We start from the raw sequence: 15,930 nt of genomic DNA on the forward strand, positions 1-15,930 counted from the left end.
CGTAGCTTGCCAGATGGTGAGGATTGGCTTCTCCGTCCCGTCATTAAAGGGATGTGCCGTTTTGAATCACTAAAAGATGGCACATTAGATTTAGCTGACATTGCCCTTATGAACGATGCCTTAAATGTGGTGGTTGATAATGAGAGGCTGGCAAGTGAACAAAAATAAAGCTGTTCTGATGAGCAGCTTTTTTATTGCCTAAAGGATTTAAAAATGAGTAGTACAGTTATTCGTGACTTCCTTGTAGCACTGACATTTAAAACAGATGATTCAGGTGCAAAAAAGTCAAAAGATGCTTTAGATAGCAATGAGAAGTCGGCAAAGTTATTAAGTCGTGCCCTGATTGCCTTGGCGAGTACAGCAGTCATCGCCGTTGCCAAGACCGCCAATGAGCTTGAGAAACTGTATTACTCATCACAGCGTATTGGTGCCTCTGCCAATAATATCCGTGCCTATGGTGATGCAATCAGTCAGATGGGCGGAAGTGCCGAGGGCGCTTTGTCATCACTGGAAAGTGTGGCCCGTAAGTTGCGGGAGTCCCCAGGTTATGAGGGGATGCTCAAGGGCTTGGGGGTGAATACCCGCGACCAGAATGGACAGATGCGGGACCGTGTGGAGGTAATGAAAGACCTGTCCAAAACATTGCAGGGTATGGAGTATTACAAGGCCAATGCCTATGCAGGTGCCTTGGGTATTGATGAAACAACCTTGATGGCTATGCGTGATGGCAAATTCACGTCAGAGATGGATAAATATCAGAAACTGCGTAAAAGCATGGGATTGAATGATGATTTGGCAAAATCAGGTCAGGAGTTTGCATACCAATGGCGTGACATGATGATGCAGCTTAAAGCCTTAATGGAAGTCATCCTGATGACCGCAGGCAAGGCTTTAATTCCTGTACTCAAACTATTGAATCAACTTATCCAGTTTATCATTCACTGGTTTGGCCAACTCGATCCGCAGCTTAAATCATTCCTTGCAACGGGGCTTAAAATTGCCTTGCTGACGGTAGTTTTTGGTGGGCTGTTTAGCGCCGTTGCCAAGTTTGCAAAATTACTGCCGATGTTGACGGGCCTATTGAATGTCTTTAAGGCATTGCGCCTAGTATTCCTTGCCTCACCAATCGGGATTGTCCTTGCGCTAGCGGCTGCCATTGCCCTGCTCTGGGATGATTACCAAACTTGGAAAAACGGCGGTGAGTCTCTGATTGACTGGAGTAAATGGTCCAAAGGTTTAGACAAGGCCATAGAATCAATCAAGACCCTTTCCGAGAAACTGAAAAACCTTGCCAAGGCATGGATGGAGTTTGCCAAGGGCGCCTATGACAAGGCTGTGGACTGGACCTCACGAAACATCATTGAGCCAGTTGCTAATGCAATAGCCAATCCTGAGCAGGCCAAGCAGCAGGTAACTGATGCAGTGCAGCAGGCAGGGGCCGCCGCCGTTAAGGCTGTGGTTGATACCGTCAATAGTGTCAAAGATGACGTGCAGGAAAAAGCGCAGGCTAATGCGGGTATTAAGCACTTAGGCTGGTTGTCTGCCAAGTATGAGGGCAAAATTGACAGTGCAAATAAGGATGTAGACCAAAACGGCGACCCTGCTGGGTGGGCTTATGGTAAGTATCAATTTAATAGTGCTAAAGGGGGGCTACAAAAGTTTTTTGCTGATAATCCAGAAATTGCAAAACAGTTTGATGGCATCAAGCCAGAAACAAAAGCATTTAGTAAAAAATGGAAAGAATTAGCAAAAAATGATCCTAGTGGCTTTGAAGTTGCTCAGGATAAGAGCGCTGCAAACCTCTGGTATAAGCCTGCTGCAAAAGCTTATTCAAATGCTGGGTTTAATCTGGATAATGAGGGAGTGCGAGAAGCGGTTTTTAGTAGCTCAATCCAACACGGCGGCGTTATTAGAAAATTATTGCCTTTAATTCAGAAGATTGCGGGCAAGGATATTTCCCAGTTATCTGCTAAAGAGCAGGTTGAGTTGATTTATCAAGCTCGGAAAAAGTATTATCCTAATGGTTCAGGCAGATATAACGATGAGTTAAAATCTGCATTGAGCGTTGTGGATAATACGGCAAGCCAAAGAAATCAAGTTGCATGGAATGTAGCTAATTTGAATAAAGATGCTCTTGCTAGAATGGCCCAAAATGCCACTATACCAGGTAGCAATCAATTTGTTGTGCCTCAGAATTCAAATGCTCAAACCTTAAGTAAAAATGTGAATATTAACCAAAAAACCGATATTCATGTGACTGGCGGTGATGCTCCGATGACAGCTAAAGCTGTTAGAAAGGAGCAGGATGCGGTTAATTTGCAGATGTCTAGGAATGCAGCAGGGTTATTCGGATAAGAGGGTTTGTAGGTAGCTAATGCGCTGTTGTAATAAAGTTGACTGGCAATCTAAATCCATTACAACAGTAGCAGGGCTGTGACCAGTATATTCTGCTACGAATTTTCCACATTGAAGATCATTGTATTTCAGCCATGCTTTTTGAGCGGCATCAAGTTCAGTTTTTGCATCTGTCTGTGAGTAGAGCTTTTTATATACTGTATTGAGTTCGTTTTTGTATTTTTTCACGTCAACTGATAGACATTTCTGAGCCTCAAAAGAGTTTGACGGATTATCGCACTCAGTTTCAGCAGCATAAACCCCAGCACTGAGAGTGCAGCATAAGATTAAGAGTAGTTTTTTCATTTTTAAAATCCTTATTTTTGATGGTTGTAATGTACCAATAACCTTTTGTATTGACTAATCTTATTTATCGTTTATTTTTGTGGCTTAGCTAATGATTTTAATTTCGCATGGATAGCCTATATTTTTCAATTGTATGGTGGAATATGAGTTTTTCCCCACCAACAAGTAAACGATCAAAAACTGAGAAAAAGCTAACAAAAGAAGAGAGTCTAAAGGCATGTTCTAAAGTTATACAAATGTTTATGGATTATGGATGTGACTTTATTTGTTTAGGGGAAGTCTCAAGTGAAGATGTTGATGTCTTATCCAGTGAACTAAAATTAACCGATTCTGAATACACTGTAGTAAATGGCTGTAATAAGGTTGGTAAATTGATTTTTGATACCTGTATTTTCTTTAAGAAAACACATCAACTGGTTGCTAATCCGAACTCCTTTGAGAATTTAATATATTCAGTAGGAGGTAGGCAAACAAAAGTTGCTCAAAGGTATGAGTTTCGGTATGCACCTATGGATGACTCGATTGTCCTGTATCTTACCCATTGGTCAAGTAAACAATCTACAGATGATTCGCTTTACGAAAGTATTGCCCAAGATTTAAGAAATGCGGTGAATAAGGATTTGGTAAAACCAACCATATTATTAGGGGATTTTAATGTTGAACCACATCATGAAAGTTTGGTTTCAAAACTTCAGTCCTCTAGAGAAAAAGAGCTGGTAAATTTCAGAAAGGAACTTTTTTACAATCCATGTTGGAAATTTCTAACCTCTACGCAAATTGCAATTGAAAATGATACGCCATCAGGGACATATTACTTAAGAAAAGCGGGTTTGCTTAATGATTGGCATGTTATAGATCAGATTTTAATATCTAGTCATTTTTTAGGAAAAAATTGGAAGTTTAAGGATAAATTAGTGGAAATTATTGACACAAATTCCTTGTTGGAGGATGCTATATCTGATCATATGGCTATCAGCATGCTGATTGAAAGGGTGATATAAATGACTAGAGAGGGAAGAAGACATTTTGGCGAATCAATAGGTCTTGGTATTCATGCTTCTGAAACTAAAGAAGAAAACTTAAAGGCTATTCTTGATGTTATTTCTAGTGTTAGAGAGGATTTGGAGTGCTTTACCTCCAATAAGGTTTCTTTAAAGACACGAGACAGTCAAATGGATAGTTTCTTAAAAGCAGCCACATTAGTGTCTACATTAAATAACAATCATCCAAATATTTTGAAACCAACCAATCAGGTTATTGTTGCACTATCGACACTCAATAAGAAAGAATCAGAAGATTTAACTGTTTTGGAATTAGGTGCAGAGGGTTTCCCATGTACTATTTATGTGGATGGTAACAGACTTACTTCCGCTGATCTGGAAAGTTTTGAAGATAATATTGATGCTCTATTGTCATCACCCTCAACAGGTGAAAAAATTAAACGTTTAATGAATGTAGAGCCTAATCAAGCTGATGATGTGATTAGTAAATTACCTGTCTCGGATTTTCATAGCTATGATGCGATGGATGCGAGTAGGCTAACTGTTTATGATATTGATTACAAAGGAAAGCTAGTCGAATTGGATTCCACATTAGTATCACAGCTCAAAACAGATAAGAGTCCTTAAGGCTTTTTCTACTAAACAAGACCCACCTTATGGTGGGTTTTTTATTGGAGAAAATAAATGGCACTTCCACCAATTGTACAATCTGCTATGAATCAGGCATCACAGTACAGTAGCCAGATTCAGACCGTTGGTTCTTTATTGTTTGCAAAAAAACGCTCAATCATGGGCTTGTTTGCTGATGTGACAATTGAGGAGCAGCATAGCGATGAACTAAACATCACCGAGCATCCTGTGGAGTCTGGGTCTCCGATTTCCGACCATGCTTATATGAGTCCGCCAGAGGTGACAATAAAACTGGGTTGGTCTGAAAGTGCAGGCAAGCTTAATGGATTGCTGGGTAATAGCTTTATCGCAGGAACGCCGTCATTGATTGGCATTTATGAGGCTTTGCAGGCACTACAGCGAAATAAGATCAGGCTGGTGGTGATGACTGGCAAGCGGCTTTATACGGATATGCTGATTAAGTCACTGAAAGTCACAACGGATGTTGAGTCTGAAAACGCCTTGCTTGTTACGATGACTTTAAGAAAAGTTTTCATAACAACCGTACAGGAAACTGACTTAAAGATCGAGGAGCAGGCAGAACCAGAGGCTACCGCACCGCCAGTAGATGCAGGTACAGTTCAGCCTCAAATTGCAAAAGATGGTGCCTCTAACTTGCTTAAAATTAAAAATAAAGCGGTTGATTTTATTAAAGACTTTTTAAATTAGGAGATCACATGGCTATTTTTGAATTGCCCTTGCGGGCGGGTGCTCAGGAGTTTTTTACCCCACTCAATGGCACTACCTATAAATTTAAGTTGCTTTGGCGTGATCCTGTGGGCTGGTTTCTGGATATTGCAAAACCAGATGGTACGCCGTTGGTGAACGGTATTGCTGTTGTGACAGGTGTAAACCTGATCAAGCAGTATCGGCACAAGATTAAGGGAGAGTTATGGGTGTATACCGATGGCTTGGAAAATCCAGATTATAAGAGTGTTGGTAGCGACAATCTCAAACTTTATTGGGTGGACCCATGAGTGAAAACTGGAATCGTGTGTGTCAATTGATTGTTGGCATTAAAAAAGGCGAACCTGATGCCTTGGATTTCTCAAATATGAGAATAGCTTTTGAGGTAAGGCAGGCTTTATCTGGACAACCATCGGTAGCGGAGGTTTATATATATAACATCTCTGTTGAGACAATGAACAAGTTTAAAGGGGATGACCAGCAATTTACAACAGGTCAGGATTTTGCCTTATATGCGGGATATGAGGGGAATATGGGCCTGATTTTTCAGGGACAGGTTTTCCAGTTTAGGCGTGGACGAGAGTCACCTACAGATACCTATTTATGCATCATTGCCCAAAATGCTGATCAGGTGCATAACTTTGCCGTCATTAAAGGCAACTTGGCTGCTGGATATGATCTTGAGCAGCGTAAGCAAGAGATTATTAAAGCATTTAAAGATAATGGTGTACAAAGTGGTTACTTGGCTCCATCAGCAAATAGCGCCAAGGCATCAAGAGGATGGACTATCTTTGGTCAAGCTTCACAATATTTAACAGAGTATGCTGACAACAATAATCAGGATTGGGCCTATGGCGCAGATGGTGAAATTACAATTGTAGATCGTAATCAACCTGCCGATCCTACAGCCTATTTATTAAGCACAGCTACAGGCTTGATCGGTATGCCACAGCTTACAGCCAGCGGTTTATTTGCTGAGGTACTGTTGAATCCTAAAATAAAACTCAATGACCAAGTTCAGATTAATGAAAGTTTAGTTCAAACTGAAAATTTTGATACGGGCTATGGTCAGCAGGAAATTGATCAGGATTTTAAACAAGCCTTTGGTGCTGATGGTTACTACAAGGTTGTTGGAGTTTCTCATTCGGGTGATACACGCGGGGATGTTTGGACAACAAGCGTTGTCGCCCTAGGTGTTGGTGCAACACAGGCTATTACTGGTGTTGCCATTTCGGGGGTGCAAAATGCCGTATAGTGTTAATCAGGTTGTAAATAACCAGACAAAAACCATCCAAGATATGCTTAACGCCCAGAAAGCAGGGTTTTGGGTCGGAATGCCATGCATTGTTGAGAGCTATGATGCTGACAAGGTAACAATTACAGCACAACCAGCAATCAGGATTCCCATACGGATGCAGGACGGTACGATTTCGATGGAGGAAATACCCGTATTGCAAGATGTGCCTGTGATGTTCACCCGTGGTGGTGGTTGTGTGATTACCCACCCGATTAAAAAAGGTGATGAGTGTTTTGTGGTGTTTGCGGATCGTTGCATAGATGTCTGGTGGCAGAATGGCGGTATTCAGAATCCATTTGATAACCGCAAACATGACTTGTCAGATGGCTTTGCTTTCTTTGCTCCACAGTCACAGCCAAACAGAGTGCAAAACATCTCTACTGAGGCTTTGCAGATACGCACCGATGATGGTGAGGCTTATATTGAGCTGAATCCTGAAACAAAGGAAATCAACCTGAAAGCCACCAAGGTAAATATTGATGCTGATGTTGTGATGACCAAGACATTGACTGTTACTGATGTGATCAAGTCCCTTGCTGACGTGGTAGCTAAAACAATTAGTTTGATTGGGCACCTTACAACTGGAGTCAAGGGCGGTTCTGATATATCGGGGCCTCCTCAACCATAATCTGACCAATACAGGAGACCATGTGAAAGCATGGTTTTTTTATGCGCTATAGAAAACTGGATGAAAACGGCGATTACTCGTTCGGTAATAGCCAGGCGAATTTTTACCAAAACACACCACAGGCAGTGGGACAGGCTGTTTTAACCCGCCTTAGGTTATGGGTGGGTGAATGGTTCCTAAATATTGATGATGGAACTGATTGGCTGGATCAGGTGCTTGGCCGTGGCACCAGCCTGCTTTATGAGCAAGTCATCAAGCAACGGATTCTGGGAACCCAGGGTGTGACTGAGATTACTGATTTCTTTACCCAGTATGACCCCAACACCCGCGAACTGGCAATTCAAACAACCATTAACACCATTTATGGTGAGACAACCTTGCAGGAGTCTTTATGAGCTATGTGACGATTGATGAAAACGGCGTTTCTGCAAGCACCTTTGAAGAAATCCTGCTGGACCTGAAGAATGAGTACAAGGGGATTTATGGGAATGATGTCTATCTTGAAAATGATAGTCAGGACGGTCAATTCCTTGCTCTGATTGCACGGGCGATTAGTGACACCGCCGCCGTGGCCGTTGGTGTCTATAACTCATTTTCTCCTGTCAGTGCGCTGGGTGAGGCTTTATCTCGCAATGTGGCAATTAACGGAATAACACGGGCAATTCCCACCAACTCTTTTGCCCCTGTTGTCATCTCAGGGGCGATTGGAACCACGATTAAAAACGGGATTGTTGGAGATGGTACTCACCGATGGTTCCTACCTACAATAGTAATCATCGACAACACTGGTTCCATCACTGTGAACGCTGTCTGTGAATCTCTGGGGGCGATCTCAGCAACACCCCACAATATTACCAACATCATTACACCAACACGCGGTTGGGTCTCTGTAGACAACCCAAATGCCGCCGTGCTGGGTAATCCCGTTGAAAACGATGCGACCTTGCGTCAGAGACAGATTATTTCTACCACAATACCATCACTGGGTTTATTGAGTGGTGCGCTGGGTGCAATAGCCAATCTGGATGGCGTGACCAGGTATAGAGGGTATGAGAACGATTCCGATGCAGTCAATGATTTTGGCATGTCGCCTCATAGTGTCGCATTTGTCATTTCTGGTGGTGATGAGCAGCAGATTGCAGAGGTAATCCAGCTTAAAAAGACAATGGGGTGCGCCACTGACGGTGATATTAGCAGGGTTGTAGTTGACCCGTTTGGCAATGAAAAGACGATTAAGTTTTACAGGCCGACAGTTGTCACTACAAATGTGGTCGTCAATATCGTAGCGCTGAACAACTACAACGACAGTACAGGACTCAAGATCAAGCAGTCAGTTGCAGACTATATCAACCGTGTTGAGATCGGCGGAAAAATCACACAAACGCATTTGTATATCGCTGCCGCATTGAATGGCAGTTTTGATGCCGCCAGCTATGAAATTGCAAGCATTTGGGTAAATGATCAAAGTGACCTTTTGCTCAACTTCAATGAACTGGCTGTGTGTACTGTCAATAACGTGAGTATTGGAATCACCTAATGAGCATTGATAAATATATCGGGCTTTTAACGAGCCAGCACCGTGAGAAACCAAAATTTGAGGCAACCATCCGCGCATCCATAGAGCCAATACTCAACAACAAGGATTCAATTGCAAGCTTGCCAAGCTACTTTGATCTTGAATCGGCCACAGGTGATCAGCTTATCACCATAGCGAAATGGGTGGGAGCGCCAACAGCCATTCCTGATGCGATACCAATGCCGTATTTTGGCTTTGAGGGCCAACCAGAGGCGCTGCCATACGGTGAAACAGATGATCCAGAAATCGGCGGGTTTTGGCGGGAATCTGGTGTTTCTGGCAATGCCGCAAAAACAATTGACACAACACTGCTACGGCGTGTTATCAGGGCGCAGATTTATAAGAACCAGTGTAACTGCACGTTCTTTGATGCCTTTCAAATTCTTAGCCTTGTGCTGGATGAGTCGTTCACCATCAATGACAGTGGTGAGATGTGGATCAGCATGGGCTTTGATGAGTCCATGAGTATTGCCAACAGACAACTTGCAAAAATGATGATTCCAAAACCTGCGGGTGTGGAATTTCGGTTTGATGAGTATTGATCAGTGAGATTTTAAAATGCCTATTACGAAATTAACGGTTTTCTCTGAAAACGGGGATAAAAACACTACTGGGTTGAACCAGAATCTAGGTTTCCCATCACTATTAAAGCCCGCCCGCCAATGGTTCAACTACCTGTTTAATGCAGTCACCAAAAAGATTAATGAGGTGATTGACGGTGTTGATTTTCTACAAGACCAGATCACAATTGAGAAAGCAGACCGCATCTATAGCGACAATCTGCTGAATGATAAAATTGATTATGAAATTACCCAAAGAGAAAATGCTGATTATGGACTTCAACAACAAATAGATGACTTGCAACAGCAGATTTATTCAGCAAACACAAGAATTGCTCTGCTGGAAGCTCATGAACTATATCGAGTAGGTGACCTATTTATTTCAACAACTCTATTTGCTAATGCGGGTGATGTTCATGCGCACATTGGCTATGGAACATGGGAGCGTTTTGGTGATGGTCATGCACTTGTAGCGGCTGCTTTTTTAAATGAGGGCGGTGCGCCTGCATTTATGCTTACACCAGGCGCAACAGGCGGTGAATATAGCCATGTTCTTACAATTGATGAAATGCCTGCTCATAGCCACACGTTGGGGGATTCTGCTGGTACATCAGGTACAGGAAGAACACCTGATTTAAATAGTTCACCACCTGATACCATGAACATAACTGATGCGATAGGCATGACAGGTGGTGGTATGGCTCACAACAATATTCAACCATCAATCACGGTATGTGTGTGGAAGCGTATTTCATGAATAGGACGATGATATGAGTTGCCTAAATGATTCTCTGAATATAATCCGCGGTGACACTTTTAGTTATCCCTGTCATTTTGATGGCGAAAACGATGAGCCAATTGACTTAACTGACACTCAATTTGATGCTGTAATAGAGACACTGAGTCAATCATGGCAACAACCACTTGTAGTGACCAAAGCAGACCAGATCGCCCACAAAGGCGATTTTTTTATATCTGCTGAAACTACAGATGACTGGTTGATTGGTGACTTACAGATCAGGTTGACCAGGATCATTGGGACTGTGCGGTTGAGTGCGCTAATACCTGTATTTGTGGAAAGGGGGTGACATGGATAAGCTTACAATCAAAACAGAAAACACTGTCTTGAAGTTATATACTCAGTCATTAGTAGTTAGCCTTGTTGAGTCTGTTAATGGGAAAACGGGTGTTGTGGTTTTAAATGCCAATGATGTTGGGTCTGATGTTGCTGGGTCTGCTGCTACTGTACAGCAAAATCTTGATGAGGCAGTTAATTCATTAAATAATGAATTAAGCGCTTTATCTGGTGAGGTTGAAACAAAGGCTAATGCAGCAGCAGTGGTCCAAGCACTGGCAACAAAAGCTGATCTTATAGATGGTGTTATTCCAGCATCGCAATTACCAAGCTATGTTGATGATGTACTTGTCTATCCAACGTGGTCAGCCTTTCCTGTGGTTGGTGAAGCAGGCAAGATTTACGTGACTGAAGATACCAATAAAACGTATCGTTGGTCGGGATCAGGATATGTTGTCATTGCGGATGGTGTAGCGTTGGGTGAAACAGCTACAACAGCATATCGTGGGGATCGTGGCAAAGCTGCTTATGATCATTCTTTATCGCAAGGCAATCCGCACAATACAACAACCAGCGATATTCCAGAGGGCAACAAGCTATACTTTACTGAGGATAGAGTACGCTCAACTATACCAATCTGGATGGACATAAATACTCTTGCGGGGGTGGCATGGCATTCATCTGTTGATGTAAGTAAAAGCAAAATTGAGATTGCAAAAAATCAGGGAAATATTCTCATAAGAGGGTATTTATGGATGGGTGGCAATATTGGTTCAAATATCACACTTATTACACATACAGATGAAAGGTTCATGTGTGACATAAGTTTTTTACAATCTACAACAATAGGTACGACATTAGCTCAGTTATTTTTTATGACTAATAATCTATCCCGTGTTGTATATGCCAATCAAGGACCAGACATATTTGCTGGAGTAAATAAATTTACTCTTGTTGGTTCTTCTTTATCTCAAAACATTGTTTACCATCTAGCACAAGTGGTGGTTGGTAAAGCAAAGGTGTAAATCAATAATCAGTTTAATCTCTTATTGAATCGTAAATTAAACTAAATATGGGTGCATTAAGCGCCTTTTTTATTGCCAGGAGAAAAGTATGGCAGAGCCAGTAAGTAGTGGTGCAGGGGCGGTGGCTATCAAAATGTATGGCATTGGGGCAATTATTGCAGTTGTTATTGCATTGGGGTACTTGGTAGTAATCATGACCAGAATGCCGCGCTCACGTAGCGAATGGGTTGTGAGTCTGGTTTCGACAGTGATAGGCAGTATCGGAGCGGGTGGATTTATTATTCAGCATTTCGCTATGCATGATTATGCAGCAACATGGGCGGGACTTTGTGCGATCGGAGGGATTTTTTTGCCGCAGGTTTGCCGTTCTGGGCAATCATCCGTTGGACATTTAACTATGTGAATGCCAGAGAGAATGCAACGATCCTGGATGTAGGAAAAGAACTCAAAGATTTTAAAGATAACTTTTAACAATTCAATTTTAACCCATGCCGCCTTAGGGCGGTTTTTTTATGTCAAAAGGAAAGTGAAATGACAATTAATCAATCAGAACAAATTGCTCAAGCCTACTCATGGTTACGTGCAATGTCTGGAGGTAAGCTGGCACAAGAACAAGTTGATGCTGGTGATGCAATTATCGCATTAAATGGACTATCTACTTTTGCAAAGTTAATTGGATTTAAACTAGATTCAACAGTTACGGGTCAGCGTGATATTTCAGAAAATGGCTTTTCAATCATTCGGGAGTTTGAGGGATTCCGTTCACAGGCATATCTGGATACTGGTGGGGTGTGGACAATCGGCTACGGTACGATCAAGTACCCGAACGGTACACGCGTTAAAAAAGGCGATACATGCACACAAGCACAGGCTGAATTGTGGTTAAAAAATGACTGTGCGTGGGTCGATTCATGTCTTGATAAATATGTAACGATCACGATTAGCCAAAATCAATTTGATGCTCTAGCATCCTTTGTTTACAACATTGGTGAGACAGCTTTTGTTAAAAGCACAATGCTAAAAGCTTTAAATGCAGGCAACTTTGCTGGTACAGCAATGCAGTTCGATCGTTGGGTTTATGATAATGGGAAGTGCATCCAAGGATTGGTAAATCGCAGAGAAAAAGAAAAGACATTGTTTTTAAAAAAGTAGTTATCAATTGCAAACGCTCTATGTTCAATTTTATTATCAGCCATCTAATTAAATTAGCCCTCAACTAAGAGGGCTTTTTCATGCCAATTAAGCCAACTTATTTCTAAGGCGAATCACTCATATTCTGAATTTTTTGTGAAAATTTTGTGAATTTATATTTTGGTGTTTTTATATCTCTAATAAAAATTTTAATTTTCATATATTTTATATTAATCTTTTACTGTAAAAATTTAATTATTGTTTTATAAAATTTATGCAAATATCTGATATAAATATAGAAACACACCCACTCACTCCTTTTTTGCCTGGCAATGCAAAACTGCTGATGCTGGGAAGCTTTCCACCACCTCAGAATCGGTGGAAGATGAACTTCTACTATCCAAACTATCAAAATGATATGTGGAGAATCTTTGGCCTGATTTTTTTCAGTGATAAAAACCACTTTTTAGATTTACCCAATAAAAATTTTAAGGAAAGTCAAATCCGTGAGTTTTTGTCCCAAATTGGAATTGGGATATTTGATACGGCCTATCAAATTAAACGCTTGCAGGGCAATGCCTCAGACAAGTTCCTGGAAATTGTGACTCCAACCGATTTGTCAGCTTTGCTTGAGCAAATACCAATGTGTCATACCATTATGACAACGGGAGACAAGGCTACAGATACGCTGATGCAGCATTTTCCAGATCAACCTATTAAGCCCATGATCGGTCAATCGGTACAGGTGAATTATGACAATCGTGAGCTAAGCTTATATCGCTTGCCCTCATCATCACGGGCCTATCCATTGGCACTGGAAAAAAAAGCGGATGTTTACAAACAGTTCTTTCAACAAATTGGTTTGGTTTAATTATAAAAGGAGGGGAAATGAATGAACGATGTCGCCAGTCCAATCGACTTACGCAATTATGATGATGCTGTGGAATGGCAAGACACGGCAAATGTGAAACGCCCGTGGAGAAAGGATTTCTTTGATTATTATGCCAATCTGATTAAGATGCATGCTTCTGATCAAGGTCATATTCTGGAGTTGGGAGCAGGGCCAGGATTTTTAGCGCAACATTTATTATCGCAATTGCCCAATATTCAATATACCGCTTTCGATTTTTCTGAGGCTATGCATCAGCTTGCTCAACAGAAGTTAACTCCCTCTGAACGGGCAAGAGCCAATTATCTCATCGGAAACTTTAAAGAGCCTGATTGGGAAAATGCTGTAAATCAAAAATATGACTTTATTATCATCCATCAGGCATTGCATGAGCTTCGGCATAAAAAATATGCTGCCGATTTTCATAAAAAAGTAAAAACCTTACTAGAACCTCAAGGTTGTTACTTGGTTTGCGATCATCTATGTGCACCTCATGCCATGCAAAATGACCAGCTTTATATGAACAAACAGGAGCATATCGACGCTTTAAAAGCGGCATCTTTTGAAAATATTAAGATGCCTTTAGAAATTGAGGGGCTGTGCCTGTTTGAAATGCGTTTAGATTAGATTTTCCATCATTCTTGGATATTTGATCCATCTAAAATCATTGATCTTGATGTCACGGACATGGGTAAATTCAGACCAGATCAGTTGACTGCCTTTTGTCCATTGCAGTGGTTTCACCCGTTGTTTCACTGCAAGTTTCTCTTGTTCAGTTGCTGGACGTAAATCTCCAATTTCCACATATAAACGAACGCCAGGATAATCACTAAAATTTCCCTGAATCAGTGAACTTAGCCAGAACAGCTTTCCGCTATTAACAGCCTGAATACAGGCTTTTTGATTTTGAGCTAGATTTTCACCTAATCTTTCTGTAAATGTATCAAAGAAGTAAGCTGTTTGATTGTCATTTAAAAAGACAGTACCAATAGGGGTAATATTGGGTTGCCCATACTGATCGACTGTTGCAATTGAAGCATGTATTGATGCTTTTTGTGCAAGTTTAAAAATCCGTTGAATATTTTTCCAGTCTTTTTCTAAAATCATATATTTATCCTTGTTATTGTTTCTCAAGGTAATTTAGCACATAAAAAGTAAGATAATATTGCTATTTAATTTTCAATAAATTGTCAATTCGGCAAATAAGGTTCTGGTTTATGAGAACCTTATTGATCTAAATGATGATTCTATAAACCACCGCCAAGCGTTTTATACAGTTCAATCTGGTTATTCAATTTAGTCTGCTCAAGTATCAGTAGGCCTTGTTGTGCAGCATAGGCAGAACGTTGGGCATCCAAAACAGTCAGGTAACTGTCAATGCCAGCCCTAAAACGTGCAGTTGATAATGTATAGGTGGTATCTGTCGCTGACACCAAGCGTCGTTGTGCAGCTAAACGATCTTCAATATACGCATGAGCAGCCAAGGCATCATTCACTTCACGAAAAGCGGATTGAATGGCTTTTTCATATTCAGAAAGAGCAATTTTCTGATCTATCTCTGAAATCTTGATATTGGCTTTACGAGTTCCCCAATCAAAAATGGGCAGATCGAGGCTCGGACCAATCGACCAGGAAAATCCACCAGATTTAAATAAATCTTTCAGTTCAGTTGAGGCATATCCTGTTGAACCTATCAAACTAATGGTGGGGAACATTCGTGCTTTTGCTACACCAATATTTGCGCCTGCTGCACGCAGTTGATATTCAGCCGCTTTTAAATCTGGGCGGTTATGGAGTAAGTCACTGCTGAGACCTGTTGTAAAAGTCCTCTCATTGCTTATATTTTTAACGGTTTGATCAGGAAGCAGACTTTGTGGAACAGCCTGCCCAGCCAATAGATCCAGTAAGTTCTGTGCCTGTAAGACCTGGGTTTTATAATTGGCAACATCGTTTCGCGCAGTTTCAACCGAAATTTGTGATTGATGTAGGGGAACCTCACTATCTATTCCAGCATCAAAACGTTTCTTGTTCAGATTGTAAGCATCGAGTTGTGTTTTTAGTGTCTGCTCCGCAAGGTTTAAGTTGGCTGTTGCAAAAGAATAATTTAGCCAGGCTTGGGCAACTTGGCTCACTAAACTAATCTGTGTTGCCTGTTTGGCATTCTGGGTGGCAAGGTAATGATTCAATGCTGTGTCTTTAAGGCTCTGAACACGTCCCCAAAAATCCAGCTCATAGGCAGTCACCCCCAATCCGACTTGAAATGTTAAATAGGGGTTATTGGGATTGGTGGATGGGTTGACCTGCCGTAGCGCATTGCCTGTTACGCCTATCGTTGGCAATTGGTCGTATTGGGTAATTCGATATTGCTGTTGGGCACGTTGAATATTCAGGGTGGCAGTGCGTAAATCACGGTTGTGATTTAAGCTGATTTCAATCACCTGTAATAAGCGTGGATCAGAAAAGAATGTTTTATATCCCTGTTCTGCAATTGAAGTGCCTGCATGGGTTTGGGCAAACTGTTGTGGAATATCCGATTTAATCACAGGTTGAGGGGCTTGTAGGCTAATACAGGCGGTTAAGTAAAACGATAATGTGGAGACAATAAACCCACGAGATAAGACAGCCGATTTAGACATACTCTTCTCCAAACAATAGCAAATATTTAGGTATGGAAGTCTCAAGGGAAATTTTT

The 15,930-nt window shown here is 41.3% G+C and carries 20 protein-coding genes and 1 pseudogene; 18 read left to right on the forward strand and 3 right to left on the reverse strand.

What is annotated here, in order from left to right; all coding sequences use genetic code 11:
* Positions 1-6: 6 nt before the first annotated feature.
* Both N5J47_RS04245 and N5J47_RS04250 read left to right on the forward strand, forming a co-directional pair.
* Entirely contained in the window at positions 7-168 is a 162-nt protein-coding gene (locus tag N5J47_RS04245) for a hypothetical protein (RefSeq protein WP_279959176.1), read from the forward strand.
* A 45-nt stretch (positions 169-213) separates the two neighbouring features.
* Complete coding sequence (locus N5J47_RS04250) at positions 214-2,355, forward strand: phage tail tape measure protein (protein WP_279959087.1); 2,142 nt, start codon at positions 214-216, stop codon at positions 2,353-2,355.
* Here the strand turns inward: N5J47_RS04250 and N5J47_RS04255 are convergent.
* A complete protein-coding gene (locus N5J47_RS04255) occupies positions 2,344-2,700 on the reverse strand; it encodes a lysozyme inhibitor LprI family protein (protein ID WP_279959086.1) in 357 nt (118 codons plus the stop codon). The two genes, N5J47_RS04250 and N5J47_RS04255, sit on opposite strands and share 12 nt — an antisense overlap.
* A gap of 143 nt (positions 2,701-2,843) precedes the next feature.
* On the opposite strand from N5J47_RS04255, the gene N5J47_RS04260 reads away from it, so the two are divergent.
* The 16 genes and pseudogenes from N5J47_RS04260 to N5J47_RS04335 all read left to right on the forward strand — a co-directional run bounded on the left by N5J47_RS04260 (position 2,844) and on the right by N5J47_RS04335 (position 13,865).
* A complete protein-coding gene (locus N5J47_RS04260) occupies positions 2,844-3,701 on the forward strand; it encodes a hypothetical protein (RefSeq protein WP_279959085.1) in 858 nt (285 codons plus the stop codon).
* On the forward strand, positions 3,702-4,328 hold the full coding sequence (locus tag N5J47_RS04265; protein ID WP_279959084.1) for a hypothetical protein: 627 nt from the start codon (positions 3,702-3,704) through the stop codon (positions 4,326-4,328). It abuts the gene before it with no gap.
* 87 nt (positions 4,329-4,415) lie between these two features.
* A complete protein-coding gene (locus N5J47_RS04270) occupies positions 4,416-5,039 on the forward strand; it encodes a phage baseplate protein (protein WP_279959171.1) in 624 nt (207 codons plus the stop codon).
* 8 nt (positions 5,040-5,047) lie between these two features.
* Complete coding sequence (locus tag N5J47_RS04275) at positions 5,048-5,347, forward strand: hypothetical protein (RefSeq protein ID WP_279959082.1); 300 nt, start codon at positions 5,048-5,050, stop codon at positions 5,345-5,347.
* Positions 5,344-6,312 carry a hypothetical protein gene (locus N5J47_RS04280; protein WP_279959081.1) on the forward strand — a complete coding sequence of 323 codons (969 nt, stop codon included), beginning with the start codon at positions 5,344-5,346 and terminating at the stop codon, positions 6,310-6,312. The genes N5J47_RS04275 and N5J47_RS04280 overlap by 4 nt, the downstream gene beginning before the upstream one ends.
* A complete protein-coding gene (locus tag N5J47_RS04285; RefSeq protein ID WP_279959080.1) occupies positions 6,302-6,982 on the forward strand; it encodes a Gp138 family membrane-puncturing spike protein in 681 nt (226 codons plus the stop codon). The genes N5J47_RS04280 and N5J47_RS04285 overlap by 11 nt, the downstream gene beginning before the upstream one ends.
* Positions 6,983-7,023: 41 nt before the next feature.
* Positions 7,024-7,377 (forward strand): hypothetical protein, encoded by a 354-nt coding sequence (locus tag N5J47_RS04290; RefSeq protein WP_279959079.1) that lies wholly within the window; start codon positions 7,024-7,026, stop codon positions 7,375-7,377.
* Positions 7,374-8,519 (forward strand): baseplate J/gp47 family protein, encoded by a 1,146-nt coding sequence (locus N5J47_RS04295; RefSeq protein ID WP_279959078.1) that lies wholly within the window; start codon positions 7,374-7,376, stop codon positions 8,517-8,519. The genes N5J47_RS04290 and N5J47_RS04295 overlap by 4 nt, the downstream gene beginning before the upstream one ends.
* On the forward strand, positions 8,519-9,100 hold the full coding sequence (locus N5J47_RS04300) for a DUF2612 domain-containing protein (protein WP_279959077.1): 582 nt from the start codon (positions 8,519-8,521) through the stop codon (positions 9,098-9,100). Before N5J47_RS04295 ends, N5J47_RS04300 begins: the two co-directional genes overlap by 1 nt.
* Before the next feature lie 16 nt (positions 9,101-9,116).
* Positions 9,117-9,875: a hypothetical protein gene (locus N5J47_RS04305; protein WP_279959076.1), complete on the forward strand. Its 759-nt coding sequence runs from the start codon at positions 9,117-9,119 to the stop codon at positions 9,873-9,875.
* Between the two features lie 13 nt (positions 9,876-9,888).
* Entirely contained in the window at positions 9,889-10,206 is a 318-nt protein-coding gene (locus tag N5J47_RS04310) for a hypothetical protein (RefSeq protein ID WP_279959075.1), read from the forward strand.
* 1 nt (position 10,207) lies between these two features.
* Positions 10,208-11,218 carry a hypothetical protein gene (locus N5J47_RS04315; RefSeq protein ID WP_279959074.1) on the forward strand — a complete coding sequence of 337 codons (1,011 nt, stop codon included), beginning with the start codon at positions 10,208-10,210 and terminating at the stop codon, positions 11,216-11,218.
* Positions 11,219-11,306: 88 nt separating this feature from the next.
* Positions 11,307-11,689, forward strand: a pseudogene (locus N5J47_RS04320) (hypothetical protein).
* Between the two features lie 60 nt (positions 11,690-11,749).
* The gene (locus N5J47_RS04325; RefSeq protein ID WP_279959073.1) at positions 11,750-12,370 is read left to right on the forward strand and encodes a lysozyme; all 621 of its coding nucleotides are present in this window, start codon (positions 11,750-11,752) and stop codon (positions 12,368-12,370) included.
* A gap of 259 nt (positions 12,371-12,629) precedes the next feature.
* The gene (locus N5J47_RS04330) at positions 12,630-13,220 is read left to right on the forward strand and encodes a uracil-DNA glycosylase family protein (protein ID WP_279959170.1); all 591 of its coding nucleotides are present in this window, start codon (positions 12,630-12,632) and stop codon (positions 13,218-13,220) included.
* 21 nt (positions 13,221-13,241) lie between these two features.
* Positions 13,242-13,865 carry a class I SAM-dependent methyltransferase gene (locus N5J47_RS04335; RefSeq protein WP_279959072.1) on the forward strand — a complete coding sequence of 208 codons (624 nt, stop codon included), beginning with the start codon at positions 13,242-13,244 and terminating at the stop codon, positions 13,863-13,865.
* Here the strand turns inward: N5J47_RS04335 and N5J47_RS04340 are convergent.
* On the reverse strand, positions 13,857-14,345 hold the full coding sequence (locus tag N5J47_RS04340) for a pyridoxamine 5'-phosphate oxidase family protein (protein ID WP_279959071.1): 489 nt from the start codon (positions 14,343-14,345) through the stop codon (positions 13,857-13,859). The two genes, N5J47_RS04335 and N5J47_RS04340, sit on opposite strands and share 9 nt — an antisense overlap.
* A 140-nt stretch (positions 14,346-14,485) precedes the next feature.
* A complete protein-coding gene (gene adeC / locus N5J47_RS04345; RefSeq protein ID WP_279959070.1) occupies positions 14,486-15,874 on the reverse strand; it encodes an AdeC/AdeK/OprM family multidrug efflux complex outer membrane factor in 1,389 nt (462 codons plus the stop codon).
* Between the last annotated feature and the right edge of the window lie 56 nt (positions 15,875-15,930).

This window comes from Acinetobacter sp. GD03645, from assembly GCF_029845285.1.
GTDB classification, from domain to species: Bacteria; Pseudomonadota; Gammaproteobacteria; order Pseudomonadales; family Moraxellaceae; genus Acinetobacter; species Acinetobacter corruptisaponis.